Here is a 24877-nt window from a genome sequence, read left to right as displayed (position 1 = left end):
GCGTATCCGCGAAGGCGACGAGGATATCGTCATAGCCCTCGGCCAGCGCCGCACGCGCCGCCAGCACCGCATGCGCCGTGCCGCGGCGCTCGGCCTGGACGAAGACGCGTGCCGACGGCAGGAGCGCCTCGACCTCGGCTGCGACGTCCGGCCGATCCGGCCCGATCACCACCGCGACCGCATCTGCCCCCGCCGCAGCAACTGCCGCGAGCGCATGACCGAGCAGCGAGCGGCCGGCCATCTCATGCAGCACCTTCGGGCGCTGCGATTTCATCCTTGTGCCCTCGCCCGCGGCGAGAATAACTGCAAGGCAGGTACGTCCGGGCTGTATTTCGGTCATGATTGTCGGCTTCCCTGCGGATCTAGCCTTTCGCTCCCGTGACCCTGACGGTGTCGCGTGGGCGATTTGGTGCATGGTGGCATTGCGGTCGCCGTGGATAGCCGATCCTGATGGCATTTGCCAAAACCTCCGGAGAGATCTTCGGCMGGCGTATTCGAGGGGCGAGACGCAATGGCAATACCTTTCCGCCGGCAACGCAAACGCGTTGCCCAAGTCGCTGGCCGCACGCAATTTTTAAGCGGCGACCGCTTTTCAGCCAGCCGGGAAATGATCTAGAAGCGCTGGGGTGCGACTGCGCCGCCCGCGTATGTTGGAAATAATGTCGAAATCCTTGAATCGCCGATGGTTTCTGGAGGGTGCGGCGTACAGCCTCGCCGCCGCGCCGCTTATGGGCACGAGCCCTGCATTTTCTCAGGCCAGCTGGGCCGCAACTGTACAGTCGGTGATCGCGGAAGGTCAGCGTTTCGATGCCGCACTGGTTGTCGAGGCCGCCCGCATGCTGTCGCGGCGCCCGATGGTTCCGGTGACGACCAATGATCTGCCCGAAGGCTACGCCACCCTGCCCTTCGACCAGTTCTCCGGGATTCGTGCGCAACCCGGCGGCCTGATCTGGGCTGGAGAGAACCGCGGCTTCACGGTCGAGCCGCTGCATCGCGGCTACGTCTTTTCTGCTCCCGTCAGCCTGTTCACGGTCGAAGACGATGTCGTGCGCCGCGTTGCGTTCGATCGCGGCAAGTTCGACTATGGCAAGGTTGCTCCCCCCCCAGCGGGCGTCGATCTGCAGTTCTCCGGCTTCCGGGTCTCCGCCGGGCTCGAGCGGCCTTACGAGGTTGCGATCTTCCAGGGCGCGACCTTCTTCCGCGCCGTGGCGCGCGGCCAGAACTTCGGTGCGCTGGCGCGCGCGCTGATCCTGCGTCCCGGCGAGACGCGGKGCGAGGAGATTCCCTTCTTCCGCGCCTTCTGGATCGAGCKCCCCAATCCGGCATCGGGCATGCTCGTGATTCACGCCCTGCTCGATTCCGAGAGCCTGTCAGGTGCGGTCCGGATGACTCTGCGCCCCGGCGACGTCACATTCATCGATGTCGAGATGACCCTGTTCGCGCGGCAGGTGCTGGACCATGTCGGCTTCGGCTGCACCACGGGAACCTTCATGTCGGGGCCTCAGAGCCGCCGGACCTTCGACGACGTCCGCCCGGCCGTGCACGAGGTCTCCGGCGTCCAGATGCTCACYGGCGCCGGCGAATGGATCTACCGCCCGGTCAGCAACCCGACCAATCTGCAGGTCTCTTCTTTCGTCGACACCAATCCGCGCGGCTTCGGTCTCGTCCAGCGGGAGCGCGATCCGGCAGCGTTCCAGGATGACGACCAGCGCTTCGAGCTTCGCCCCAGTGTCTGGATGGAGCCGCTTGGAGAATGGGGAGCCGGTTCAGTCCAGCTGATCGAGATCCCAAGCGATTCCGACATCAACAGCAACATCATTTCCTACTGGCGGCCGCGCCAGCCAATCGCCGCGGGCAGCGAAACCACGATCGCCTATCGCCAGGCCTGGTGCTGGCAGCCACCTGAGCGACCACCGCTCGCCCTGGCCACGCGCATGCGTCAAGGCCGCGGCACGCAGGGTCGACGTCGACGGTTCATGGTCGAGTTCACAGGTGACAAGCTGGCGGACCCCGCTGTGGTTGCGGCGACGCGCGCCAATATCACGGCGACGACCGGGGCGATCCATGGTTTGCGTCTTTGGCCTTATCCGGAACGCAAGCTGATGCGGGTCCGCTTCGAGGTCGACCCTGGCAATGAGAATCTCTCCGAACTGCGCCTTGTGCTCGAAGCCGGCGGCCAGCCCGTATCGGAAACGTGGTTGAATCGATGGACGTGGTGACCGAGATGCCGCCGCGCGCGGTCGAAACCGCTCCCCGTCCGGGCTTGCCCCGTCCGGAGGCAGCGACCCCGCCTGAGAACCGGCTGGTGATGCCGGTCCAGTCCTTCCGCAGCTGGAAGGCCTCGGAACGCCGCAAGCCCGCCGCACCATTGGCCTGGACGACGCCGTGGCTGAAGCGCCTCTTCGTCTTCGGCGGCGGTCTCGCGCTCACCGCCTATGGCGCCTGGGAAATGTACCATGTCGTGTCGGTCAGCCGCACGACCTTCCTGCAGTATGTCTTGCTGCTGCTGTTCACGGTCAATTTCTCGTGGATCGCACTCGCCTTCACCAGCGCGCTGATGGGGTTCTTCGGCCTGCTGCTTAGGACCGGCCGGACCGATCGGGCGGAATCCCTGCAGCATCGCACCGTCGTGGTGATGCCGATCTACAATGAGTCGACGGCGCGAACCTTCGCGGCGCTGGCCGCGATCCGGGAATCGGTAGAGGCCACGGGCCTCGGGGCGCATTTCGACTATTTCATCGTCTCGGACACGACCAATCCCGATGTCTGGATCGCCGAGGAGCGCGCCTTTCTCGCTCTGCGTGAACGGCTCGGCCCCGGCGCGCGCGTCTACTATCGGCACCGCCCGAAGAACCATCACCGCAAGGCCGGCAACATCGCCGATTTCGTCAYCCGTTGGGGCGGTGACTACGAGCACATGGTCGTGCTCGACGCCGACAGCCTGATGACCGGCACCTGCATCGTGCGCCTCGCTGCCGCGATGGAGGCCGATCCCGACGCAGGAATCATCCAGTCGCTGCCGCTGATCATCAATCGCAACACCTTCTTCGCGCGGCTGCAGCAATTCGCGGCACGGGTCTACGGACCGGTGATCGCGACCGGCCTCGCCATGTGGTCGGGCCGCGACGGCAATTACTGGGGCCATAACGCGATCATTCGCACCAAGGCCTTCGCCGATCATTGCGGATTGCCCGATCTGAAGGGCAAGCCGCCCTTCGGCGGACATGTCTTGAGCCATGACTTCGTCGAGGCCGCGCTGATGCGCCGCGCCGGCTGGTCGGTCTATATGCTTCCCGACCTGACCGGCTCCTATGAGGAGAGCCCGCCCTCGCTGATCGACATCTCGGTGCGCGACCGCCGCTGGGCGCAGGGCAATCTCCAGCACTCGCGCATCATCGGCGCGAAGGGTTTCGTCTGGTCGACGCGCCAGCATTTCGCCACCGGCATCATGGGCTATCTCGCCTCGCCGTTCTGGTTGATGCAGCTCGTGGTCGGCATCCTGATCGTGCTGCAGGTCAATTACGCGCGCCCTGAATACTTCACCCAGGAGTTCACGCTCTTCCCGGTCTGGCCGCGCTTCGACCCCGAGCGCGCCTTGAACCTGTTCGCCCTCACCATGGCGATCCTGCTCGCACCAAAGCTCTTTGGGCTGCTGCTGACCCTGTTCGACGGCAAGCTGCGGCGCGCCTGCGGCGGTACCATCCGGCTGATTCTCTCGTCGCTGCTCGAGATCCTGTTCTCCGCCTTCTTCGCGCCGATCATGATGCTGATCCAATCGGGTTCGGTCTTCCAGATCCTGCTCGGACGCGACACGGGTTGGAACCCGCAGCGCCGCGACGACGGCTCGATTCCGTTGAAGGACATCATCCGGCGCCACCGAATGCACACCGCACTCGGCGCCATCGCCGGTATCTCGGCCTTCATGATCGCGACCTCGCTCTTCGCCTGGATGTCGCCGACGATCGTGGGTCTCGTGCTGGCCATTCCGCTGTCCTGGGCATCGGGCCAGCTCGCGCTCGGGCTCTGGCTGAAGCGACACAAGCTCCTGGTGACGCCGGAGGAAGGCGACCCGCCGGCGATCGCGCTGCGTGCCAATGCGCTGCAGGAGGAATTCGCCAAKGCGGGCTTCGACGAAGCCGACGGCCTCAAGGCGCTGCATGCCGATCCGCGCCTGCGTGCCGAGCACGACATGATGCTCCCCGAGGGGCATCCGCGCCGCCGCGGTGAAGTCGAGCCCGAGCGCGCCGTCGCACAGGCAAAGCTGGTCGACGCGGAAACGATCGACGAGGCGGCGATCTGGCTGAAGCCGAGGGAACGTATGGTCGTGCTTCACGACCGCGCTCTGGTTGGCTTGCTGTCCTCGTTGCAGCCGTCGAAGGACTAAACGGGGAAGCTCGTCAGTTTCGGAGCGACGGCGGGGGATGGGAAACAGATCGCCGGGCGTCGTCTGCCCTGCATAGCACGCTGCATTCGAGCCAGCATCCCGGCCGGGCGGCTTCGGCGGCTCGGAGCTGGGGCCCATGCGGGAAGAGAGCCTTCACTGGCCCAGTCAGGGTTCCCTGGGCTTTCCGGTCGCCGGAAGATCCGCGGTTCCGCATCATCCCAGCCGAAATCACCAGCCTCGTGCCAACGCGCATTCGCCGTCTGGCGCTTAAGTCCTCGGGCTGCTCACTGCCTGGTGAGGACATCCTGGATCGCCCGAGCGGCGACGGCGTGGCCATTCTCGTTCCAGTGAGCATCCGCCGCGAACTCGAATCGCCGCTGGTTGCGAGCCCAGTCCTCGGCGAAGACGKGGTGCAGGTCGAGGAAGGCGATCCCCGCCCGTGACGCGGCCTCGGCGGCGATACGGTTGAGCTTCAGCGCCGGGCTGTCGGGGCGGCCGGCGTAGATCGCGCTGCGATCGCCATCCATGGCCACCAGCAACTGGGCGCCGATACTGCGGGCCTGCGCCGCAAGGCGGACCATCATGTAATCCGTCGCGGCGCGGATATCGGCCTCGCGACTCAGCACCGACGCGACATCGATATTGGCCGCAAAGCGCGTATCTTCGGCCTGGGCCGGCCCGAGGAACGCATCCAGCAGAGCCTGCGGGCGCACCTGCCAGCGATAGAGGAAATAGCGCGCCGTCGCGGTCTGCCTGAGCCACTCCACGGCGCGGGGACGCCAGGGCTCAGGCGCGATCTCGCCTAGAACCTTGCCGCCCTCGACACGCAGCTTCAGGAAGCTCGACGTATACCGGCCCGGCGTGAAGACGAAGCTCTCGTCGAAGTCGTTATGGACCAGCAGCACGACGATCTGGTCCGGCCTCGCCGCCAGCACCTCACGGTCGATCATCTGGATATATTGGCTGAAGGGTGCCCCGGCGATGGCGTAGCGGTAGACCTCGACGGGGCCCGCGCTGGCAAGGCCACCCTGAATCACGTCGGCGACGCTGCGCCCGACCGGAACCTGCAGGGCCTCGACGAAGCTGTCGCCGACAAAGGCGACCCGTCGACGCCCGGGAATGCGCTCGGCCGGATAATCCGGCAAGGGCGAATTCCACCCCTTGGCGTTGATCGAGAATGGCGCCGCGATCTCGTCGCGCACGCGCCAGACGCCGGTCTGGTTCGGAGCATAGCGCACGAGTTCATTGGCGAAGTCGTTGCGCGGCACGTCGCTGCCCGGCAGCACGAAGCGAAACAGAACAAGCTCGCAAAACGCGAGAAACACCAGCAGGCTGGCCAGCGACACGCCAAGATTGATCAGGCCGTTGCGCAGGCGGGAGCGAGGTTTCTCCACCGTCATGCTCCCGCTCATTGCTCTAGTCGATATCCTCGACTTCGACCTCGGTGCCATAGACGCGCTGCGCGAGCGACGCCTCCATGAACGGGTCAAGATCACCATCGAGCACGTCCGACGGCGCCGTCGAGCTCACTCCGGTGCGCAGGTCCTTCACCAGCTGATAGGGCTGCAGCACATAGGAGCGGATCTGGTGGCCCCAGCCGATATCGGTCTTGGAGGCCGCCTCGGCATTCGCCTTTTCCTCGCGCTTCTTCAGCTCGACCTCGTAGAGGCGGGCGCGCAGCATGTCCCACGCCTTGGCGCGGTTCTTGTGCTGTGAACGCTCCTGCTGGCAGGTGACCGCGATCCCCGTCGGGATATGCGTGATGCGCACCGCCGAATCGGTCGTGTTGATGTGCTGCCCGCCGGCGCCCTGGGCGCGGTAGGTGTCGATCCGGCAATCCGATTCCTTGACGTCGATGACGATCCGGTCGTCGACGACGGGGTAGACCCAGACGGATGCGAAGCTGGTCTGCCGGCGGGCGTTCGAATCGAATGGCGAGATGCGCACGAGCCGGTGCACGCCCGATTCGGTTTTCAGCCAGCCATAGGCATTGTGGCCCTTGAACTGCAGCGTCGCCGACTTGATGCCGGCCTGATCGCCATCCTGATAGTCGAGCATCTCGACCTTGAACTTCCGCCGCTCGCCCCAGCGCCGGTACATGCGCAGCAGCATCTCGGCCCAGTCCTGGCTTTCGGTACCGCCGKCCCCGGGATGGATTTCGACATAGGTGTCGAGCATGTCGGCCTCGCCGGAGAGCAGTGTCTCGACCTGCCGGCGTGCCGCTTCCTGCTCGACAGCCTTGATCGCGACCTCGCCTTCCGTGATGGAGGCGGGATCACTCTCCATCTCGCCCAGCTCGATCAGCGTCAGGGCATCGTCGAGATCGCGCTCGAGCTTCAGGATGCCGTTGATCTGGTCTTCGAGCGAGGTCCGCTCGCGCATGAGCTTTTGCGCCTGCTCGGCATCATCCCAGAAGGTGGGGCCTTCGGAAAGCGCGTTCAGCTCCGCGAGGCGTCGTTGTGCGACATCCCAGTCAAAGATGCCTCCTCAGCAGTCCAATCGACTGCTTGGCGTTATCAAGTTGGGTCTGAACTTCAGGACGCATGATGCCGGCAGAGCTTTCCTTGATGGGATTCGATCCGGCATGCCGGACGGAGCTGTTCAGATAGGGGCGAAAGGCGCGGGTGTAAACGGCACAGAATGTTTTCCAGCCTGCGCGAGGCCATCAGAGAGGTGCAGTCATCTCCACGAGCTTCGCCACCGTGTTCATGTTGCGCGCCGTGCCGGGGTCGCAGGCCGGAATGCGCAAGCGTGAATCCGCCATCCCGTCGCCATAGAAGATATAGACTTCGCGTTGGGCGAGATGCATCAGCTCACCCCGGATACCGCGGGCATGGTCCAGGGTGTCAGCGGGAAGCGGCTCGTCGACGAAGATCGCCACCGTGCGGTTACCCGGCTTGTCCGAAAAGGGATTGCGCGCCAGCACCCCGGACATCTCGGCTGCAGATCTGACCAGCACACCGACTGGCTTTMCCGCATGGGTCCGGAGTTTGTCCTCGAGCACCGACTTGATCTGCGCTTCGTCCGCATCGCTCGTGAACACCACATTGCCGCTGGCGATATAGGTGCGCACCTGGCTAAGGCCAGCTTCCTCGCACATCGCCTTCAAAGTGGTCATCGGGAGTTTTCCCGTTCCCCCGACATTAACCGCGCGCAACAGGGCTATATAGGCCGTCATGGCGTCTCGCCGCATGCAGAGTTCGGCCCAATGCCGGCGCCCTCGCCGGCCGGGATACAGAACGCCGGCGCGAGGCACGGGGCCGATCTGGCCTTCGCTCCCACGCCGGCGATAACGGATCTAGTACAGGCCGCCGGTGCCGGACCCGACGCTGCGCCCGCCGCCGGGAGAGACGTTGAACGGCGCGCCGCCACCCTCACCCGCAGCACCGATGACCGAGTAGCTGTCGGGCGGAGCGGTACCCGGCTTGAAGGCTTCGAGAATGCCGCCTTCGCCACCGGCACGCATGCCGCTGCGCGGATCGACGCGGATCAACTTGATGCCGGCCGGCACGCGGAACGGCGTCGCCGGCTTGTCCTTCAGCGCAGCCATCATGAAGTCGCGGAAGATCGGAGCGGCATATTGGCCGGCCGTCGCCGAGTTGCCCAGCGACTTCGGCTTGTCGAAGCCCATATAGACGCCGACCGCGAGATCCGGCGAGAAGCCGACGAACCAGACGTCCTTGGCCTCGTTGGTCGTGCCGGTCTTGMCCGCGAGTGGCTTGCCGACCGACTTGACCACCTGCGCCGTGCCGTTCTGCACCACGCCTTCGAGCAGTGAAACCATCTGGTAGGCCGTCAGCGGATCGAGCACCTGGTCGCGATTGTCGATCAGGCGCGGCTCCTTCTGGCTCGCCCATTTGTCAGCATTGCAGCCTTCGCAGACGCGCTGATCGTGACGATAGATCGTGCCACCAAAGCGATCCTGGATGCGGTCGATCAAGGTCGGGCGAATGCGCTTGCCGCCGTTGACCAGCATCGAATAAGCCGCCGTCATGCGCATCACGGTGGTTTCACCGGCGCCGAGCGACATCGAGAGCACCGGCAGCATGTCGTCATAGATGCCGAAGCGACGGGCATATTCCGCGATCAGCGGCATGCCGACATCCTTGGCAAGGCGGACCGTCATCAGGTTCTTGGAGAACTGGATGCCGTAGCGCAGGGTGCGTGGCCCGGTCGACTTGCCATCATAGTTCTCAGGCCGCCAGACACCGAGGCCGCCGCCCTGATCGACCTCGATCGGCGCGTCGAGCACGATGCTCGACGGCGTATAGCCGTTGTCGAGCGCAGTGGCGTAGACGAACGGCTTGAAGGACGAGCCCGGCTGGCGCAGCGCCTGCGTCGCGCGGTTGAACTCCGACTGGTCATGCGAGAAGCCGCCGACCATGGCCAGCACGCGGCCGGAATACGGATCCATCACGGTGATGGCACCGTTGACCTCGGGCATCTGGCGCAGGCGGACCTGGCCGGGCCTGCTGTCAATCGGCTCGACATAGACGACATCGCCGACCGAGACGGCCTGGGCGACGCGGGCGCGTCGGGTCCAGCGGATGCCGTCACCCGTCAGCGTCACGGTATCGCGCTCGGTCCGGAGATGACCGGAATTCTCGCGTCCCGGATGCAGGCCGAGTCGCGCGCTGTCGCCACTGACATCGAGCACGACGGCAAGGCGCCAGGGCGCCACGTCGCCGAGCACCGGCAAGTCGCCGAGCGCAATGCCCCAGTCGCGCGCGCTGATGTCGAGCTTCTGGATGGCACCGCGCCAGCCGCGCGCCTCGTCGAAGCGCACGAGCCCGTCGACCAGCGACTTGCGGGCAAGCAGCTGCATCTTGGGATCGACGGTGGCGCGCACGGAAAGGCCGCCCTCAAGCAACTTCTTCTCGCCATAGCGATCCTGCAGCTCGCGACGAATCTCTTCCGCAAAATAGCCGGCCGCGATGTTGTTGGGTGAAACCGTACGCGGGTTGACGCCGAGCGGCTGCTTCTTGGCGGCCTCGGCCTCCTCGCGCTTGACCACGCCGTTMTCCGCCATGCGATCGAGCACGTAGTTGCGACGCTCGATCGCCCGTTCGCGATTGCGGAAGGGGTGAAGGTCGGTCGGAGCCTTGGGCAGAGCCGCGAGATAGGCGACCTCCTGCAAGTTCAGCTCGTGCACCGACTTGCCGAAATAATTCAGTGCGGCAGCGGCAACGCCGTAGCTGCCCTGCCCTGGCGCCGGAGCTCCGAGGTAGATCTCGTTCAGGTAGAGCTCGAGGATCTTGTCCTTGGAATAGGTCCCCTCGATGCGCAGCGCGATCAGCGCCTCGCGAATCTTGCGCTCCAGCGACTGCTCCGAGCCGACGAGGAAGTTCTTCGCAACCTGCTGGGTAATGGTCGAGGCGCCCTGCGGCCGGCGACCGGAGGCGCGGTTGCGAAAATTCGTGATCGCAGCGCGGACAAGCCCTTCAGGGTCGACACCCATATGCTTGTAGAAATTCTTGTCCTCAGCCGAGAGATAGGCGTCTACGACCAGTTTGGGAATCGCCTGGATCGGCAGATAGAGGCGGCGCTCGCGGGCGAATTCGGCGATCAGGCTGCCGTCACCGGCATGCACGCGACTCATCACCGGCGGCTCATAGTTCCGCAGCTGCGCCGAGTCGGGCAGATCCTTCGAATAATGCCAGATGAACCCGCCGGCCACGACCGCGCCGATGACGAATACGATCGTGCCCGCAGCGAATAGCCACCCGAAGAGTCGCAGAATAAACCGCATCTAAGGCCCATGCCCCTGATTGCTGTGCAGTGACCGGTCTCGCCGGGTTCGCCGCAACAGAGCCGATCTCGTGCAAGAAACGGCTGCCACCGTCTCGCTCCCAGCTCTCGTCCTCGTCGCTTCCAAATCAGGTCTATAACACGGCTGAGATGGCGGAACCGTGGCCTAACGACCACAATCTTCGCCAACCGCATCAACAGGTCTCAACGTTGGTTCGCGGCAGCTTTTCCAGCCGAAAGCGTACTGGTGAAATAGCCATCGATCGCGTTGTGGACCGCCCCGACTGCCTGCGCTCGCCAGGATGGCGAATTCAGCAACTCCGCATCCTTGGGGCTCGACATATAGCCGAGCTCGATCAGCACGGAGGGAACATCCGGCGCGGTCAGGACACGAAATCCTGCGGAACGCAAGGGTACCTTGTGCAGCTTGACCGAACCGCCGAGCTTCTCGACCAGATTTCGCGCGAAGACCGAAGAGAATGTCCGGGTTTCCCGCTTGGCGAGATCCATCAGGATGCCCGCGACGTCCTGCACATCCTCGGCCGCGTCGAGGCCCGCGACGGCATCAGCCTGGTTTTCCTTGGCGGCGAGCCGGGCCGATTCGGCGTCGGTGRCGCGCTCCGAGCCGGTATAGATCGTTGCGCCGCGCACATCCTGCGCCTGCGTCAGCGAATCGGCATGGATCGAGATGAAGAGATCGGCGCCGGCGGCGCGGGCGATCTTCACGCGCTGCCCCAATGGTACGAAGGTATCGTCATCGCGCGTCATCATCACCCGATAGCGGCCGCCGGCTTCGAGTTGCTCCTTCAGAGCCAGCCCGAAGGCGAGGACGACCGATTTCTCGGCGATCGAGGCAACCACGGCACCGGGATCGATCCCACCATGTCCGGGGTCGATCACCACGAGTTGGCGTGTCTCGCCGTGCGGCTTGGGCACTTGAGACGCCGGCCCCTCCTGCGACTGCGGAGCCGGGCGCACCGAAGCTGCCTGGAACTCGGCCCGGCTTGCGCGCTTCAACTCCACGACCAACTCGCCGAATCCGCCGCGCACCTTGCGGACCTCGGCCTTCGCGACCACGGCTGGCTGAGCGAGATCCAGAATGATGCGGGAACGATCGGCCGTGAACATCCCGAAACGGAAGGCGCTGACGAAGCCGGCATTCTTGCGCGCCGTATTCGGCTGAACCTGGAAATTGACCGATGGCAGGTCGATCACCGCCCGATCGGGCGCGGCCATCACCGAGGCGCTGATCTCGACGGGACGCGAGAGCGCCATGGTGAGCCTGACGACCTCACCGGCCTGCTCGATCCTGGCATCGGTCGCGACTGGAAACTCGTTTGCAGGCCTGGGCGCAGGATTGGCGTTTACCGGCGCGCATGGCGCTAGAATCAACCAGGACCCGAGCATCAGACGGACCACGCCTGAAACCGTCAGCCGGTTCAGGCCAGCGCTGTGGGAATGGAACGTCAGGCGAATGGATCCCATTGGCGTCACCAAGGCTTAACCATAGCGACGCAGAAGCTTAACAGCCGGTTACCACGCAATTGTGATGGCGAGAACCGCCCCGGCGCCACCGCCATGATGTTGCCCAAGCGATGTGACTTGCAAATCACTGTCACCTGTCTGTAATGGGGGTGGTTGCATTGCAAAGCCACCCGTAGCGCGCATCCGGATTCGAGGATCCGTTGGCGTCCGGGACACGGCGAAGCGACAGGCCCTTACAGGACTTGTCGCGGCAGGGCAGCCGCCAACGGATCGTCCGCGGACGGCCTGCGTCAGGCATGAGGTTCGACGCATGGCAGTCTTTCGCGAGCGTGCAAACGCGGTGCAATCGTCTTCGACGCACGCACTGCAGGTTAGGTCAGATGTCGGGGCATACGACGCCGCTTAGCTCATCGGTGCATCGTCCATACCTTCGGGACTGCGGCGGGCTTTTTGCCCGGGCAGGCTTCCCGATCCGCCATCGCGTCCTGATCCCTCACTCCCTCCTGCAACATGCCGGTTCATGCCGGCTCATGCGCGGCGCCCCTGCCCGCGGCAGCGGATATCCTTCMGCAGCCCGGCGGGTCCTGTCGGCGGCTGCGCCAATGGAAATCTCTTATGGCCAACAAGATGCTTATCGACGCAACACACCCGGAAGAGACCCGGGTCGTGGTGGTGCGCGGCTCGCGCGTCGAGGAATTTGATTTCGAATCTGCCAGCCGCAAGCCGCTGCGGGGCAATATCTATCTGGCGAAGGTGACGCGGGTCGAACCTTCGCTCCAGGCCGCATTCGTCGAATATGGCGGCAACCGTCACGGGTTCCTCGCCTTCTCCGAAATCCATCCGGACTACTACCAGATTCCGGTGGCCGACCGGCAGGCCCTGCTCGCCGAGGAGGCACGCGCCGACCGCGAGGAAGAGCGCGACGAGGAACGCCGCGAGAAGCGCGGCCGCCGCGACCGCGGCCGGCGTGACCGCGACGGACGCGCCAAGAAGGCGAGCAACGACGAGACCGTCAGCGCCGATGTCGTCGAGACCGACGGCAAGGAAGCCGCCATGGTCAACGAAGGCGCGCCCGCCTTCGGCGAGTATTTTGCACCGGAGGTCGCAGAATCGAGTGACGAGACCGTCGTCGAGAACGCTGCGCCCCTGACCTTCGAGACCGTGATCGAAGCCTCTGCAGAAGTCGGCGAGGCGTCCGCTGACAACGAGGAAGGGCGCCGTCCGTCCGAGAATGACGAGGACGAGAACGGCGAAGACAGCGACGACCACGGCCACGACGAGCCGCAGGAAGAGCCGGAGCAGCTCGGCGGCGGCGACGCCCTGGACGATATGCCGGAGCGCCCGCGCCACTCGCGCCGCCAGTACAAGATCCAGGAGGTGATCAAGCGCCGCCAGATCATCCTGGTCCAGGTCGTCAAGGAAGAACGCGGCAACAAGGGCGCGGCGCTCACCACCTATCTCTCGCTCGCCGGCCGCTATTCGGTGCTGATGCCGAACACCGGCAAGGGCGGCGGCATCTCGCGCAAGATCACCAATGCCGAGGACCGCAAGCGCCTCAAGGAAATCGCCCAGGAACTGGAGGTGCCGGAAGGGATGGGCATCATCCTGCGCACGGCCGGCGCCTCGCGCACCAAGGTCGAGATCAAGCGCGACTACGAGTATCTGATGCGGATGTGGGAGAGCGTGCGCGAACTCACGCTCGGCTCCGTCGCGCCGGCGCTCGTCTATGAGGAAGGAAACCTCGTCAAGCGCTCGATCCGCGACCTCTACAACAAGGACATCGACGAGGTTCATGTCGCCGGCGAGGAGGCCTACCGCGAGGCCAAGGACTTCATGCGCATGCTCATGCCGAGCCATGCCAAGAGCGTGAAGGCCTATCGCGACCAGACCCCGCTCTTCGCCTCGTTCGGCGTCGAGAGCCAGCTCGACGCGATGTTCTCGAACACCGTCACGCTGAAGTCCGGCGGCTATATCGTCATCAACCAGACCGAAGCCCTGGTCGCGATCGACATCAACTCGGGCCGCTCGACCCGCGAACATAATATCGAGGACACGGCTCTCAAGACCAATCTGGAAGCGGCGGAGGAAATYTCCCGCCAGCTCCGGCTGCGCGATCTTGCCGGTCTCATCGTKATCGATTTCATCGACATGGAGGAGAACCGCAACAACCGCGCCGTCGAGAAGAAGCTCAAGGACTGCCTCAAGAACGACCGTGCGCGCATCCAGGTCGGCCGGATTTCGGCCTTCGGCCTGCTGGAGATGTCGCGTCAGCGCATCCGCACCGGCGTCCTCGAGAGCTCCTCGGTCCCCTGCCCGCACTGCGCGGGTGCCGGCATGATCCGCTCGACCTCCTCGGTGGCGCTGCAGATCCTGCGCGCGCTGGAGGAGACCCTGATCAAGAGCGCCTCGCACAATCTTTCGGTCCGGACGCGGCCGGAAGTGGCGCTCTATGTCCTCAACCAGAAGCGCGCGCATCTCACCGATCTCGAGACACGCTTCGCCGTCGCGATCACGGTCTCGGCCGACGCGACCCTGCTCGGCACCCGCTATTTCGAGGTCGAGCGCGGCGAGTTCGTCGGCAATGAAGGCCGCGTCGTTCCGAGCCCGTTCAAGGCCGAGGCGATCGCGCATGTCGATGACGATGCGCTCGATGCAGCAGCCGAGGCGGAGGCTGCCGGAGGAAGCGAAGACGAGCAGGAAGACGCTACCCAGGCAGACGCCGTTGCGGAACGCGGGGATGGCGAAGCCCGTGGGGACGGCGGACGCAAGCGCCGCCGCCGTCGGCGGCGCCGGCGTGGTGGCGAGCGCGATGCGAACGGCCAGCAGATCGAGGGCGGCAGCGACGCCGAAGGCGATGAAGGCGACGAGGATGGCGACGAGCACGCCGACAGCCCCGCTGTCGCGGAAGCCGCCCCGGCTCCCGTAGCCGAGCCGGCCGAAGCGCCTGTCGCCGAGGCTGCAGCCGAAGCCGTCGAAGAAGCCAAGCCGCGCCGCGCCCGCCGCAGCACGCGCAAGACCAAGGCCGAAACCGAGCAAGAGGCAGCCCCCGAAGCGGCGAAGGCAGCCGAGGGGGTGACGGAGACCGTCGCCGCCGAGGCCGCACCGGCCGAGAAGCCGAAGCGTAGTCGGGCACGCAAGAAGGTCGTGCCGATCACCGAGGACGGCGTCGCCGCCGAGGCTCCCGCCCCCGCAGTCGAAGCTCCGGCTGCTCCGATCGAGACGCCGATCACCTCCGAAGCTGAGCCCGCTCCCGAACCTGCACCGCGTGTCGTCGAGGAACCCGTCGCGGTCGTCCTGACCCCGCCGGATCCGGACCGGCCAAAGCGCGGCGGCTGGTGGAACAAGCTCGCCGGACGCAAGTAAGACTTCAGGCCGCTGCGATCACTCGCAGCGGCCTTCTTCGTTAAGGGGGTGACCGTCGATGCCGCCGCCGAGAAATTTTGAGCGACTGGCGCTCGTCGTCGTCTGCGTCGCGGCGCTGCTTGGTCTCGCCTGGCTGGCTTTGCAGGCGATCGGCTGGTTCGGCGTCGGCTTGCTCGGCCTCTTCATCGCCTTCGTGGCGATCCGCTTCGAGCTCGAGGAAAACCGGCCCGTCGGCCACCAGATGACGCCGGATCTCTATGCCAGCCAATTCCACAAGCATGGCCGTGAGCATGAGGCAGAGCGAGCGGGCTTTCGCACCCAACTCGTCGCCCAGATTTCTGCCGCCCGCCTCGGACTCGGGCTTGGCCTCCTGCTGACAGCCATTGGCTTCGGCTTCTTCTTCATCCTCGAAGCCAGCCGTTGAGACCCTACCCGGCCGAAGGCGCCAGCGGCGTCGGCGGCTGGATGGTCGTGATCGATGCGGCGGCCCCGGCAGAGGCCTGCCCTTCACCGCCCCTGACGGTCACGGCGTTCGAGGCAAAGGCTACGCCGGCATCGTTGAGCGCCTGATACATCCGCTTCAGCGCCTCACGCTGGAGCGCACCGGCCTGAGCCGGCTTGGCGGTGAATTTCAGCCGGATGACGATCGCAGTGTCGGCAATCTCGGCCACACCCTGCATCTTGAGCTGCGCGATGAAGTGAGGTCCGAATTCCGGGTCCTCCAGCAACGCGAGGCCGATCTTCTTGATTGTCTTGCGCGCCTTCTCGATATCGGCGGAGCGGTCGAGCCGGACGTTGAACTTCACCGTTGCCCAGTCGCGGCTGGCATTGGTCAGGGACGGGATCTGGCCGAAGGGCACTGTATGGATCTGTCCGCTCTGATGGCGCAGTTGTACCGAGCGTAGCGAAATCTTCTCGACCGTGCCCTTGAGCCGCCCCGTATCGACGTATTCGCCGACGCGGAAGGCATCCTCGACCATGAAGAAGAAGCCGGAGACGATATCGCGCACGAGCGCTTGCGAACCGAAGGACACGGCGAGGCCCAGGATGCCGAAGCCGGCCAAGAGGGGCCCGATATCGACACCCAGCCGTGATAGCACGACAAGGCTGGTCAGGCCGATCACGGCCCCGAGCACGACACCGCGCAGCACCGGGAGCACCGTGCCGAGCCTGGACGGGACATGGTCGTCGGGGGGAGCTTCCTCGTCTGTCGGCCCTGCATGCACGGCACGCGGCGTATAGGCATCGAAGAAGGCACGCAGGAAGGTCAGCGCGATCCATCCCATGAAGGCCAGGGAGGCGACACTGAGGAGGCGTTGACCGAACGACACGGTATCGGGCGCATCGGCGTCCATGACGAAACCGCTCCAGAGCCGGACCAGCAAATAGAGGGCGCAGAGCCAGACGAAGCCCACCACGCTCGATTGCAAGGTCCTGCCCATCGCACTCGAGAGTGGGGTCTGCTCGCGCTCCACGGTGCGACAGTTCAGCCACGAGCGGATCAGCGCCCCAAGCCCCGACGCCACGATCGGAGCAAGCACGACGATGAACTGCGTGGTCCCCGCCTTGACGCCCCAGTGCGCGCCATCAGGCATGACAGCGGCGCTGCGGCCCACGGCCCAGATCAACACGGCGCTCGCCATCAAGAGCCAGGGCGTCGCCGCAGCAACCAAGCGGCGCAAGCCGCTTGCCGAGGGGCCGGGCTGCGCCAGGCTGACAAGGTCATGCCGTGCGTACCAGAACCACCAGACCTTGTAGGCCGTCAGCAGGAGCGAGGACACCGCGAACCATCCGGCAATCGAGGCAGGATCCGACGCCGAGCCTTCGCCGAGCGCGTTCACGACCAGAACGATATGCCCGAAGAAGGCATAGATCATGATCAGCCCGAAATGCCGTTCGGCGCGCGGCAGAGGCAGGATGCGCCGCGCCGGGTTCCCCGGGGAAAGCAGGAACCTCCCGGCCATCGCGAACGACCACAACATCCCCAGTCCGTAAAGTTCGGCCGTGGCGATGTGTTGCGCGAAATCGAGCTGCGGCAGAAGCCACCGCACCAGGGTTCGCCCGGCGAGCCATAGGGCCACGAGCGCGGCGAAATCGTGCAAAAGGCCGATCGAGGAGGCAACGAACCGTTCGAAGAGCGTGTCGTCCCGCGGCACCAGGCGCTTGGCGATCAAGCCGCGCGTCATTTTCCAGAGGATGACGGCGAAAGCCGTGGCGGCAAACAGGACGAGCAGGACGCGGGCCCCCGCCGACATTCCCGTGGCGCCATTCTGATTTGCGGCCCAGGCGCGAGCCCAGTCGCTCGGTATGCGCGTCGCGGACGGGATCGAGGCGTTGCCATAGTCGAACCCTTCGACGAAATGGTTGGCAACCTCCTCCAGCCGCGTTTCGGCAACCGCAACGCGCGTTTCCGCAGGCGCGGGCTTGACAGGTGTGGCCGCTGCCGCCGGTGCAGTTGCGACGGCCTCGCCGGGGCCAGCCATGCGGAGAATGACCTTGCGCCCCCCCGCCTCCAGCGTCGTGATGGTCTTGCGCAGCGCGTCGGGCGCCTCGTCCCCGCGCAGGATCAGGGTCACGCTGTTGTCACCGGACGCCTGGGCGAACGCTGCGGATCCCGATCCGATGAGCAGAAAGGCAAGGAGGACCAGCGCCGCCGGGAGGGCATGACCGCGCGAAGACGCAAAGAAAGCTCGCATCAAAACCGGTTCCCCTTGTCTGCTCTCCTATGACTTGGACGGGAATACATCCGTTTGGCAAGCATTCCGCGCTGGCATCGTTACAGGCTCTCAGCGCCGTTTCAGCCACATGCCCAAGCGCGAGACCGCGTCCTCGCATTCAGCCAGCGAACCGGCGAAGGAAAGTCGCACCGTGCGTGCGCCACGCCCCCCGTCGAAATCGAGGCCGGGGGTGATCGCAACATGAGCCTGTTCGAGCACATCGCGGCAGAAGGCCATGGAATCGTTCGAATATCGTCCGATGTCGAGATAGATGTAGAAGGCCCCGTCGACAGGCAGGAAATCGCCCAGGCCGATTTCAGGCAAAGCCTTCAGCAAATAGGCTCGGTTGGCGGCATAGCCGGCCTTGATTGCCTCGCACTCGGCATTCGCATCGAAGGCCGCCTCACCCGCCACCTGGCTGAGATACGGCACCGAGATCGAGAAATTCTGCTGCAACCGCTCGATCGTGCGCACCATGCGCTGCGGCACCACGAGCCAACCGACGCGCCAGCCCGTCATGCAGTAATATTTCGAGAACGAATTGACGATGATCGCGTCCTGATCGGCGCTCAGCGCCGTCGTCGCGGGCGTCTCATAGGTCAAGCCGTGATAGATTTCGTCGGAAATGTACCACAACCCAAGGCGGCGGCATTCAGCGGCGACGGCAGCGATCGCGTCTGGTGCCATCACCACGCCGGTCGGATTGGCCGGGCTCATGGTCAGGACGCCCGCGAGCGGGCGCTCGGCGTGAGCTTTCGCAATCAGGTCCGGGGTCAGCGCGTAGCGGGTCTCCGGACCGACCTCGATCGCGACCGGTTCCAGCCCCAACGCGGTCAGGATGTTGCGATAGGCCGGATAGCCCGGCGCCGTGATCGCGACGCGTGCGCCCGGCTGGAAACAGGCGAGGAATGCGAGAATGAAGCCACCCGACGAACCGGTGGTCACGATGACACGCTCGGCCGGTATGCTGACGCCATAGGCGTCCTGATAGTGGCGCGCGATACGCGCCCTGAGAGAGTCGGTGCCGAGCGCCTGCGTATAGCCGATGCGACCATGCTCGAGCGCGCGCGCCGCTGCAGCGCGGATGCTGGCCGGTGTCGGCGCCGAAGGCTGCCCGACCTCCATATGCACGACCGAACCACCGGCCCGCTCGATCGCTGCGGCCTGGTTCATCACGTCCATGACGATGAAGGGTGCGACCTCGGCCGCACGAGCGGAGAGCGCGGGCGGCGTCGCTAGGCGGTGAACATCGGTTGTCATGCAGATCTCGCGTCGGGAACCGGCGGAGCCCCGCCCGCCACTTGAAGCAGTGCCCTAGAGCATCAGGAGGGAGCGTGGGAAGCCGTTTGTGGCACAGACGACGACCGGGGGGCCTCCTTCGAGAGGCCGGCTTGCGCCTGCCCCGTCTCCAACTCGGCGACAGGAGGTGACCGACCATCGCATTCGCAATGGTGTTKAGCGACGCTGCGCACAGGTCAGGTCATGCTCCCGCCGCAACCGCTGGCAAAGCTGTGAATTGACGCTGCCCGCGCGAGAGCGGAGAAGGGGCGCAAGATGACCGGTTCAACGCTTGCCGTGGCCAAGGGCCGGCGAGCCCGAAAGGATGACGACATGGCTCTGTTCACCCTGCTCCGCCCGGCCTTCGCCGGAATCAGGCGCGCGGGTCTGGTCTTGGGCGGGCTCGGCCTCGCCGTAACCCTGGCCGCCGCTCCGGTTCAGGCGCAGGGACAGCCCCTGTCACCCGAACAGCGCAAGGCCGTCACCGATCTCATTCGCGAGACGCTGCTGAAGAACCCTGAACTGATCCAGGAAGCGCTCGTCGAACTCGAGCGCCGCAATCAGGTCGCTCAGGCCGAGGCACAGCGCAGCGCCGTCGCCAGCGAAAAGGCGAACCTCGTCGATCCCGCGACATCGATCATCGCCGCCAATCCGCAGGGTGATGTCACCCTGATCGAGTTCATGGATTACAATTGCGGCTTCTGCAAAAGGGCGCTCGACGATGTCCGCACCCTCGCCAAGGACGACCCGAAGCTGCGCGTCGTGATCAAGGATTTCCCGATCCTCGGCCCCGATTCGGTCGAGGCGAGCCGTGTCGCCATCGCCGTGAAGAACCAGCTGCAGGGCCAGAAGTACTGGGATTTCCACAACAAGCTGATGGCGACCAAGGGCCGGATCAACGGCGCCAAGGCGCTGGAGATCGCCAAGGACGCCGGCGCCGATGTCGAGCGCGCCCGCAAGGACATGGACGCGCCTGCAACCCGCGCCGCGATCGAGTCCACTGTCGCACTCGGCGATCGGCTCGGCCTGACCGGCACTCCGGCCTTCATCATCGGTGACGAAGTTGTCTTCGGCGCCGTTGGCGCCGCGGCGCTGAAGGAGAAGATCGAAGCCGTCCGCAAATGCGGCAAGGCCACCTGCAGCGGCTGATGAAACCGGCCGGCCTGTGGTGGCTCTCATCGCAGGCCGGCGTCACAGGCTTCCCCTGTCCCGCCGTTCCGGTTAAGACGACGCCGACGCCGCAGCTTCGCGGCTTGAGGAATCAACGCGAGCCATGGTCGCCGTCCACGTCCTGAACGGACCCAATCTGAATCTGCTCGGCACCCGCGAGCCCGGAACCTACGGTTCGGTGACGCTCGCCGGCGTCGAGGAACGCCTTAAGGCGAGGGCCGCCGCTGCCGGGGTCGAGCTGACCTTCAGCCAGACCAATTTCGAAGGTGAGCTCGTCACCCGCGTGCAGCAGGCAGGGCTGGCGGGAGCCGGCATCATCATCAATGCCGGCGCCTACACCCACACCTCCGTCGCGCTGCGCGATGCGATCAAGGGCACCGAGGCCCTCGCCATCGAGGTCCATGTCTCCAACGTGCACGCCCGCGAGGAATTCCGGCACCATTCCTACATGGCACCGGTCTGCGTTGGCGTGATCTGCGGCTTCGGCGTCGCCAGCTACGACCTTGCTTTCGACGCGATCGTGCCGCTTCTCCAGAAGCGCGCGGAAAAGACGGCGGCCTGAACGGGCCGGCTCAATCCAGCAGGGTGGCGCCTCGCGGCTGCCCATCCTCTCAACCAAGACGACGAAGACGGTGAAACCCGCCATGGCGACCAAGAGCCCGATCGATCCCGAACTGGTGCGCGAACTCGCGCAGCTCCTCAACGAGACCGACCTGTCCGAGATCGAGGTCGAGAAGGGTGATCTGCGCGTCCGTGTGGCCCGCACCATCTCCGCAACCGTGCAGGTGCCCGTCGCCTCGCATGCCCCGGCCATGGCCCATGCACCGGTCGCGACCGCGCCGGTCGAGGTCAAGTCGGCAGCCGCCCACCCCGGCACCGTGCCCTCCCCGATGGTCGGCACCGCCTATCGCCGCCCCTCGCCTGAAGCGAAGCCCTTCGTCGAGATCGGCCAGGAGGTAAAGGCGGGTGAGCGGGTCCTTCTCGTCGAGGCGATGAAGACCTTCAACGACATCGTCGCGCCGCGCGCCGGCAAGGTCACGGCGATCATGGTCGAGGACGGGCAGCCGGTCGAATACGGCGAGCCGCTTCTGGTGATCGAGTGAGCGGGGCAGCGGGCGCGGACGAGCCGAAGATGTTCGACAAGATCCTGATCGCCAACCGCGGAGAGATCGCGCTGCGCGTCCTGCGCGCGGCCAAGGAGCTCGGCATTGCGACCGTCGCGGTCCATTCGACCGCGGATGCCAATGCCATGCATGTGCGCCTCGCCGACGAGAGCGTCTGCATCGGCCCCCCGAGCGCCCGCGAGAGCTATCTCAACATTCCGGCCCTGATCGCGGCCTGCGAGATCACAGGCGCCGATGCGGTCCATCCCGGCTACGGCTTCCTGTCGGAGAACGCCCGCTTCGCCGAGATTCTCGAGCGGCACAACATCGCCTTCATCGGTCCCAAGGCCGAGCATATCCGGGTGATGGGCGACAAGATCGAAGCCAAGCGCACGGCCAAGCGCCTCGGCATTCCCTGCGTCCCCGGCTCGGAGGGCGGCGTCAGCGAGGATGCGGAAGCCCTGCGCATCGCGCGCGATATCGGCTTTCCCGTGATCATCAAGGCCGCGGCCGGCGGCGGTGGGCGCGGCATGAAGGTGGCGCGCAGCGAGGATGATCTCGTCGTGGCGCTCCAGACGGCGCGAACCGAGGCCAAAGCCGCCTTTGGCGATGACGCTGTCTATATCGAGAAATATCTCGAGAAGCCGCGCCACATTGAAATCCAGATCCTTGGCGACGGCCGCGGCCATGCCATCCATCTCGGCGAGCGCGACTGCTCGCTGCAGCGCCGCCACCAGAAGGTCTGGGAAGAAGGCCCCTCGCCCGCGCTCAATGCCGGCGAGCGAGACCGGATCGGCTCGATCTGCGCCAAGGCGATGGCCGATCTCGGCTATCTCGGCGCCGGCACGATCGAGTTCCTCTACGAGGATGGCGAGTTCTATTTCATCGAAATGAACACCCGCATCCAGGTCGAGCATCCGGTCACCGAGATGATCACCGGGATTGATCTGGTGAACGAGCAGATCCGCATCGCCGCCGGCGCGCCGCTCTCGCTCAAGCAGAGCGACATCATCATCGAGGGCCACGCCATCGAGTGTCGCGTCAATGCCGAGCATCCGGCGAATTTCCGCCCCTCCCCGGGCAAGATCGCCTCGTTCCATACGCCGGGCGGGCTTGGCGTCCGCGTCGATTCTGCGGCCTACCAGGGCTACTCGATCCCGCCCCATTACGACTCTCTGGTCGGCAAGCTGATTGTCCATGGTCGCAACCGGGCGGAATGCCTGATGCGGCTGCGCCGCTCGCTCGACGAGTTCGTCGTCGACGGTGTTGACACGACCCTGCCGCTGTTCCGCACGCTCGTGCGCAATCCCGACATCCTGAACGGCGACTACAATATCCACTGGCTCGAAAAGTTCCTGGCCGCGGGCGGCATGGGGCCCGAGGGACAATAGCGCCGGTCACGGCCTGTCATGCCCGCCCAATGGCGGGCATCGACATCCTGCGATGTCTCGATCGCCAGCCCCGCCACAGTGACGGGGACGGTCGCGATGGGACCGGCCATGACGAAAGAGCGCAGCTTTCGCGTTTGACTTGGCGCCGCGCTCACGCTCCCATCTGCACATGAAGGCTCGTTCAGCGCCAGTACGCTCGCCCGTGATCACGCCGGAGATCCTGCTGCGCGCTTATGCAGCCGGCATCTTCCCGATGGCGGAGAGCGCCGACGATCCAAACCTGTTCTGGGTCGAGCCCGAGGTCAGGGGCGTGATCCCGCTCGCGAACTTCCATCTGCCTTCACGCCTTGCCCGTAAGCTCCGCGCCGATCCCTTCGAGATCCGGGTCGACACCGCCTTCGAAGACGTCATCGCGGCCTGCGCCGAAGCGCGCCCGGACCGGCCCGATACCTGGATCAATACGCGGATCAGGGAGCTGTTTGGCGCACTTCACGAACTCGGGCACGCGCACAGCGTCGAATGCTGGCGCGATGGAAAGTTGGTTGGCGGGCTCTACGGCCTGTCCCTTGGCGCAGCCTTCTTCGGCGAGAGCATGTTTCATCGGGCGACTGACGCCTCGAAGGTCGCGCTCGTCCATCTGGTGGCCCGGCTGAAGCGCGGCGGTTACCGCCTGCTCGATGCCCAGTTCCAGACCACGCACCTTGCCCAGTTCGGCACACAGGAAGTGCCACGCGAGGCCTATCGCATGCTGCTCGAAGCCGCGATCGCCMATGACGCGGAATGGTGGAGCTGGCCAAAAGGCCAGGACATCGGCGGTCGCGAGGCCCTGACTGAGCTCATCTGAGTTCAGCCCTTGATCACGCTGCGTTTGAACGAAATTGTCCAAATGCAGCGTGATCAACTCTTATAGTTTAGAGCATGCTTTATGCGAAAAACCGTTGCCACTTTTTCGCAGCATGCTCTTGCCCCTGCCTCAGTTATTGCCGGCGGKATCACGTCCAGGAACAGGATTGGTCGGGAAGAAGCGCTGGCTCGGCGCCTGACGCGGCTCAACCGGCACACCACGCGGCGGAGCCACATCCATGCGCTGTCCGGGGGGGAGCTGGGTGCCAGGAGGCAGTTGGGTGCCCGGCGGCAGTTGGTTGACGTCGCGTGGCGGCGTGCGCGGCCTGCGCTCTTCCGGTGGCGGCGGCGCTTCCGGATCCTTCGGATCGACCACGAGCTCGGTACCGCCCTTGCAGTCGGTGAGCCAGACATCATAGATCGCGTGTTCGACGCCATGCAGACCAGGGCTCGCGGCATACATCCAGCCCGTGAAGATGCGCCGGTACTCGTTCGAGAAGGTCACCTCGTCCACCTCGACGAAGGAGGTGGTCTGCGGGTTCTCCGTCGGCGGGCGGGTCCAGCAAACGCGCGGCGTCAGTTGCAGCGCACCGAACTGAACGGTCTCGTCGATCGCCACCTCGAAGGAGATGATCCGACCGGTGATCTTGTCGAGACCCGCAAAAACCGCCGTCGGATTGCGGATGCGGTCGGCCTTCGCAGGCTGGGCGGCCATCAGGGCCGCGAGAGCTGGAGCGGCCAGGGCCGCGACCTTCGACAATCTGCTGACGGACCGCATCTTCTGCTACGAATCTCCCCTCCCGCCAGAAGACGGGGGCTGCGGCTTAACACGGCAATCGCAGCGGAAAAAGGGCAGCGGGGCCACAGTGATGCCTGCGGCGGCACCGCATCATTGGCTCTTGCGCGCCCGGAAGCGGGCGACCTTGTCGCGGTTGCCGCAGGTGCTCATCGTGCACCAGCGCCGCGTGTTGTTTCGCCCTCGATCGTAGAACACCATCACGCAGTCATGGTTGGCGCAGTGCTTGAGCCGAGCCGGCTCGTGGTCGCAGACGAAGCGGGCGAAATCCAGCGAGATCCTCGACGCCGCTCCGACGCCCCGATCGGCCACGGAGATTAGCGCGTAGCCCTCGTCACCCCTTTGCAACTGATAACRCTCGGCCGCCGGCACGAGCAGGCGGTTGATCACATCGATAGACCCTTCCGGCAGCGGCTTGCCCTGCCGCAACAGGTCAAAGGTCGGGCGAAGGGTTTCCCGCAAGCTCTTGAGCTCAAACCCGGTTTCAGGCGTCTCCGCCTCCCCCAGCCCAGCCGCGGCAAGCCACGCCGCCATGGAGTGCGGCTCGCCGAGCAGATCCCGCGGTCCAGTCTCGGTCAGCGGCGTGGTGTTGAGCAGAT

At 65.4% G+C, this 24877-nt stretch carries 19 protein-coding genes; 9 read left to right on the top strand and 10 right to left on the bottom strand.

All coding sequences use genetic code 11. From position 1 onward, the window contains the following. On the bottom strand, positions 1-274 hold a 274-nt coding region (locus AC1DJT_RS15055), incomplete at its 3' end, for an NTP transferase domain-containing protein (protein WP_476834333.1). Positions 275-782: 508 nt separating this feature from the next. Between AC1DJT_RS15055 and AC1DJT_RS15050 the strand changes: the two genes are divergently transcribed. Further along, on the top strand, positions 783-2219 hold the full coding sequence (locus AC1DJT_RS15050; RefSeq protein ID WP_476834332.1) for an OpgD/OpgG family glucan biosynthesis protein: 1437 nt from the start codon (positions 783-785) through the stop codon (positions 2217-2219). Positions 2220-2224: 5 nt separating this feature from the next. Further along, complete coding sequence (gene mdoH / locus AC1DJT_RS15045; protein WP_476834335.1) at positions 2225-4384, top strand: glucans biosynthesis glucosyltransferase MdoH; 2160 nt, start codon at positions 2225-2227, stop codon at positions 4382-4384. A gap of 284 nt (positions 4385-4668) precedes the next feature. Here the strand turns inward: mdoH and AC1DJT_RS15040 are convergent, their stop codons facing one another. The 5 genes from AC1DJT_RS15040 to AC1DJT_RS15020 form a co-directional block, all read right to left on the bottom strand. Further along, on the bottom strand, positions 4669-5784 hold the full coding sequence (locus AC1DJT_RS15040) for an SGNH/GDSL hydrolase family protein (RefSeq protein ID WP_476834331.1): 1116 nt from the start codon (positions 5782-5784) through the stop codon (positions 4669-4671). A gap of 16 nt (positions 5785-5800) precedes the next feature. Then, positions 5801-6929 (bottom strand): peptide chain release factor 2 gene (gene prfB, locus AC1DJT_RS15035; RefSeq protein WP_476834330.1). Its coding sequence is split into 2 segments (ribosomal slippage): positions 5801-6859 and positions 6861-6929, totalling 1128 coding nucleotides; the frame shifts between segments, so codons are not numbered across the junction. Between the two features lie 120 nt (positions 6930-7049). After that, on the bottom strand, positions 7050-7562 hold the full coding sequence (locus AC1DJT_RS15030) for a DUF1697 domain-containing protein (protein ID WP_476834329.1): 513 nt from the start codon (positions 7560-7562) through the stop codon (positions 7050-7052). Between the two features lie 120 nt (positions 7563-7682). Continuing rightward, positions 7683-10133: a penicillin-binding protein 1A gene (locus tag AC1DJT_RS15025; protein ID WP_476834328.1), complete on the bottom strand. Its 2451-nt coding sequence runs from the start codon at positions 10131-10133 to the stop codon at positions 7683-7685. A 203-nt stretch (positions 10134-10336) separates the two neighbouring features. Further along, on the bottom strand, positions 10337-11617 hold the full coding sequence (locus tag AC1DJT_RS15020) for an N-acetylmuramoyl-L-alanine amidase (protein ID WP_476834327.1): 1281 nt from the start codon (positions 11615-11617) through the stop codon (positions 10337-10339). 615 nt (positions 11618-12232) lie between these two features. On the opposite strand from AC1DJT_RS15020, the gene AC1DJT_RS15015 reads away from it, so the two are divergent. After that, complete coding sequence (locus AC1DJT_RS15015; RefSeq protein WP_476834326.1) at positions 12233-14980, top strand: Rne/Rng family ribonuclease; 2748 nt, start codon at positions 12233-12235, stop codon at positions 14978-14980. A 58-nt stretch (positions 14981-15038) separates the two neighbouring features. Beyond that, a complete protein-coding gene (locus AC1DJT_RS15010) occupies positions 15039-15404 on the top strand; it encodes a hypothetical protein (RefSeq protein ID WP_476768756.1) in 366 nt (121 codons plus the stop codon). Between the two features lie 4 nt (positions 15405-15408). On the opposite strand, the gene AC1DJT_RS15005 is transcribed toward AC1DJT_RS15010, so the two are convergent. Together AC1DJT_RS15005 and AC1DJT_RS15000 are read right to left on the bottom strand one after the other, a co-directional pair. Then, positions 15409-17676, bottom strand: coding sequence for a mechanosensitive ion channel family protein (locus tag AC1DJT_RS15005; RefSeq protein WP_476834325.1), 2268 nt, complete (start codon positions 17674-17676; stop codon positions 15409-15411). A 90-nt stretch (positions 17677-17766) separates the two neighbouring features. Beyond that, a complete protein-coding gene (locus AC1DJT_RS15000; protein WP_441489990.1) occupies positions 17767-18957 on the bottom strand; it encodes a pyridoxal phosphate-dependent aminotransferase in 1191 nt (396 codons plus the stop codon). Between the two features lie 351 nt (positions 18958-19308). Between AC1DJT_RS15000 and AC1DJT_RS14995 the strand changes: the two genes are divergently transcribed. The 5 genes from AC1DJT_RS14995 (at position 19309) to aat (ending at position 23483) form a co-directional block, all read left to right on the top strand. After that, positions 19309-20124, top strand: coding sequence for a DsbA family protein (locus AC1DJT_RS14995; protein WP_441489989.1), 816 nt, complete (start codon positions 19309-19311; stop codon positions 20122-20124). A gap of 124 nt (positions 20125-20248) precedes the next feature. Then, positions 20249-20707 carry a type II 3-dehydroquinate dehydratase gene (gene aroQ / locus AC1DJT_RS14990; protein WP_113512750.1) on the top strand — a complete coding sequence of 153 codons (459 nt, stop codon included), beginning with the start codon at positions 20249-20251 and terminating at the stop codon, positions 20705-20707. A gap of 82 nt (positions 20708-20789) precedes the next feature. Beyond that, complete coding sequence (accB, locus tag AC1DJT_RS14985) at positions 20790-21248, top strand: acetyl-CoA carboxylase biotin carboxyl carrier protein (protein ID WP_441489988.1); 459 nt, start codon at positions 20790-20792, stop codon at positions 21246-21248. A gap of 29 nt (positions 21249-21277) precedes the next feature. Next, a complete protein-coding gene (accC, locus tag AC1DJT_RS14980) occupies positions 21278-22639 on the top strand; it encodes an acetyl-CoA carboxylase biotin carboxylase subunit (protein ID WP_441489987.1) in 1362 nt (453 codons plus the stop codon). Between the two features lie 169 nt (positions 22640-22808). Further along, positions 22809-23483, top strand: a complete 675-nt coding sequence (aat, locus tag AC1DJT_RS14975; RefSeq protein WP_476834324.1) for a leucyl/phenylalanyl-tRNA--protein transferase — start codon at positions 22809-22811, stop codon at positions 23481-23483. 129 nt (positions 23484-23612) lie between these two features. Here aat and AC1DJT_RS14970 read toward each other — a convergent pair whose 3' ends face one another. Together AC1DJT_RS14970 and AC1DJT_RS14965 are read right to left on the bottom strand one after the other, a co-directional pair. Beyond that, positions 23613-24197 carry a DUF2155 domain-containing protein gene (locus AC1DJT_RS14970; protein ID WP_476834334.1) on the bottom strand — a complete coding sequence of 195 codons (585 nt, stop codon included), beginning with the start codon at positions 24195-24197 and terminating at the stop codon, positions 23613-23615. 174 nt (positions 24198-24371) lie between these two features. Then, positions 24372-24877, bottom strand: a 506-nt coding sequence (locus tag AC1DJT_RS14965) for a CGNR zinc finger domain-containing protein (RefSeq protein WP_476834323.1), incomplete at its 5' end; no start/stop codon positions are given.

Source organism: Allobosea sp. 05T422_2 (assembly GCF_056396265.1).
The sequence above is the reverse complement of the archived record's forward strand: the minus strand, read 5'-3'. Positions and strand labels throughout refer to the sequence as shown.

What these genes read in the sequence shown, in the direction of transcription:
- AC1DJT_RS15010 (WP_476768756.1), top strand. Translation starts at nt 15,039, where the DNA reads ATGCCGCCGCCGAGAAATTTTGAGCGACTGGCGCTCGTCGTCGTCTGC.
- accC (WP_441489987.1), top strand. Translation starts at nt 21,278, where the DNA reads ATGTTCGACAAGATCCTGATCGCCAACCGCGGAGAGATCGCGCTGCGC.
- AC1DJT_RS14995 (WP_441489989.1), top strand. Translation starts at nt 19,309, where the DNA reads ATGGCTCTGTTCACCCTGCTCCGCCCGGCCTTCGCCGGAATCAGGCGC.
- accB (WP_441489988.1), top strand. Translation starts at nt 20,790, where the DNA reads ATGGCGACCAAGAGCCCGATCGATCCCGAACTGGTGCGCGAACTCGCG.
- aroQ (WP_113512750.1), top strand. Translation starts at nt 20,249, where the DNA reads ATGGTCGCCGTCCACGTCCTGAACGGACCCAATCTGAATCTGCTCGGC.
- AC1DJT_RS15000 (WP_441489990.1), bottom strand. Translation starts at nt 18,957, where the DNA reads ATGACAACCGATGTTCACCGCCTAGCGACGCCGCCCGCGCTCTCCGCT.
- AC1DJT_RS15005 (WP_476834325.1), bottom strand. Translation starts at nt 17,676, where the DNA reads ATGCGAGCTTTCTTTGCGTCTTCGCGCGGTCATGCCCTCCCGGCGGCG.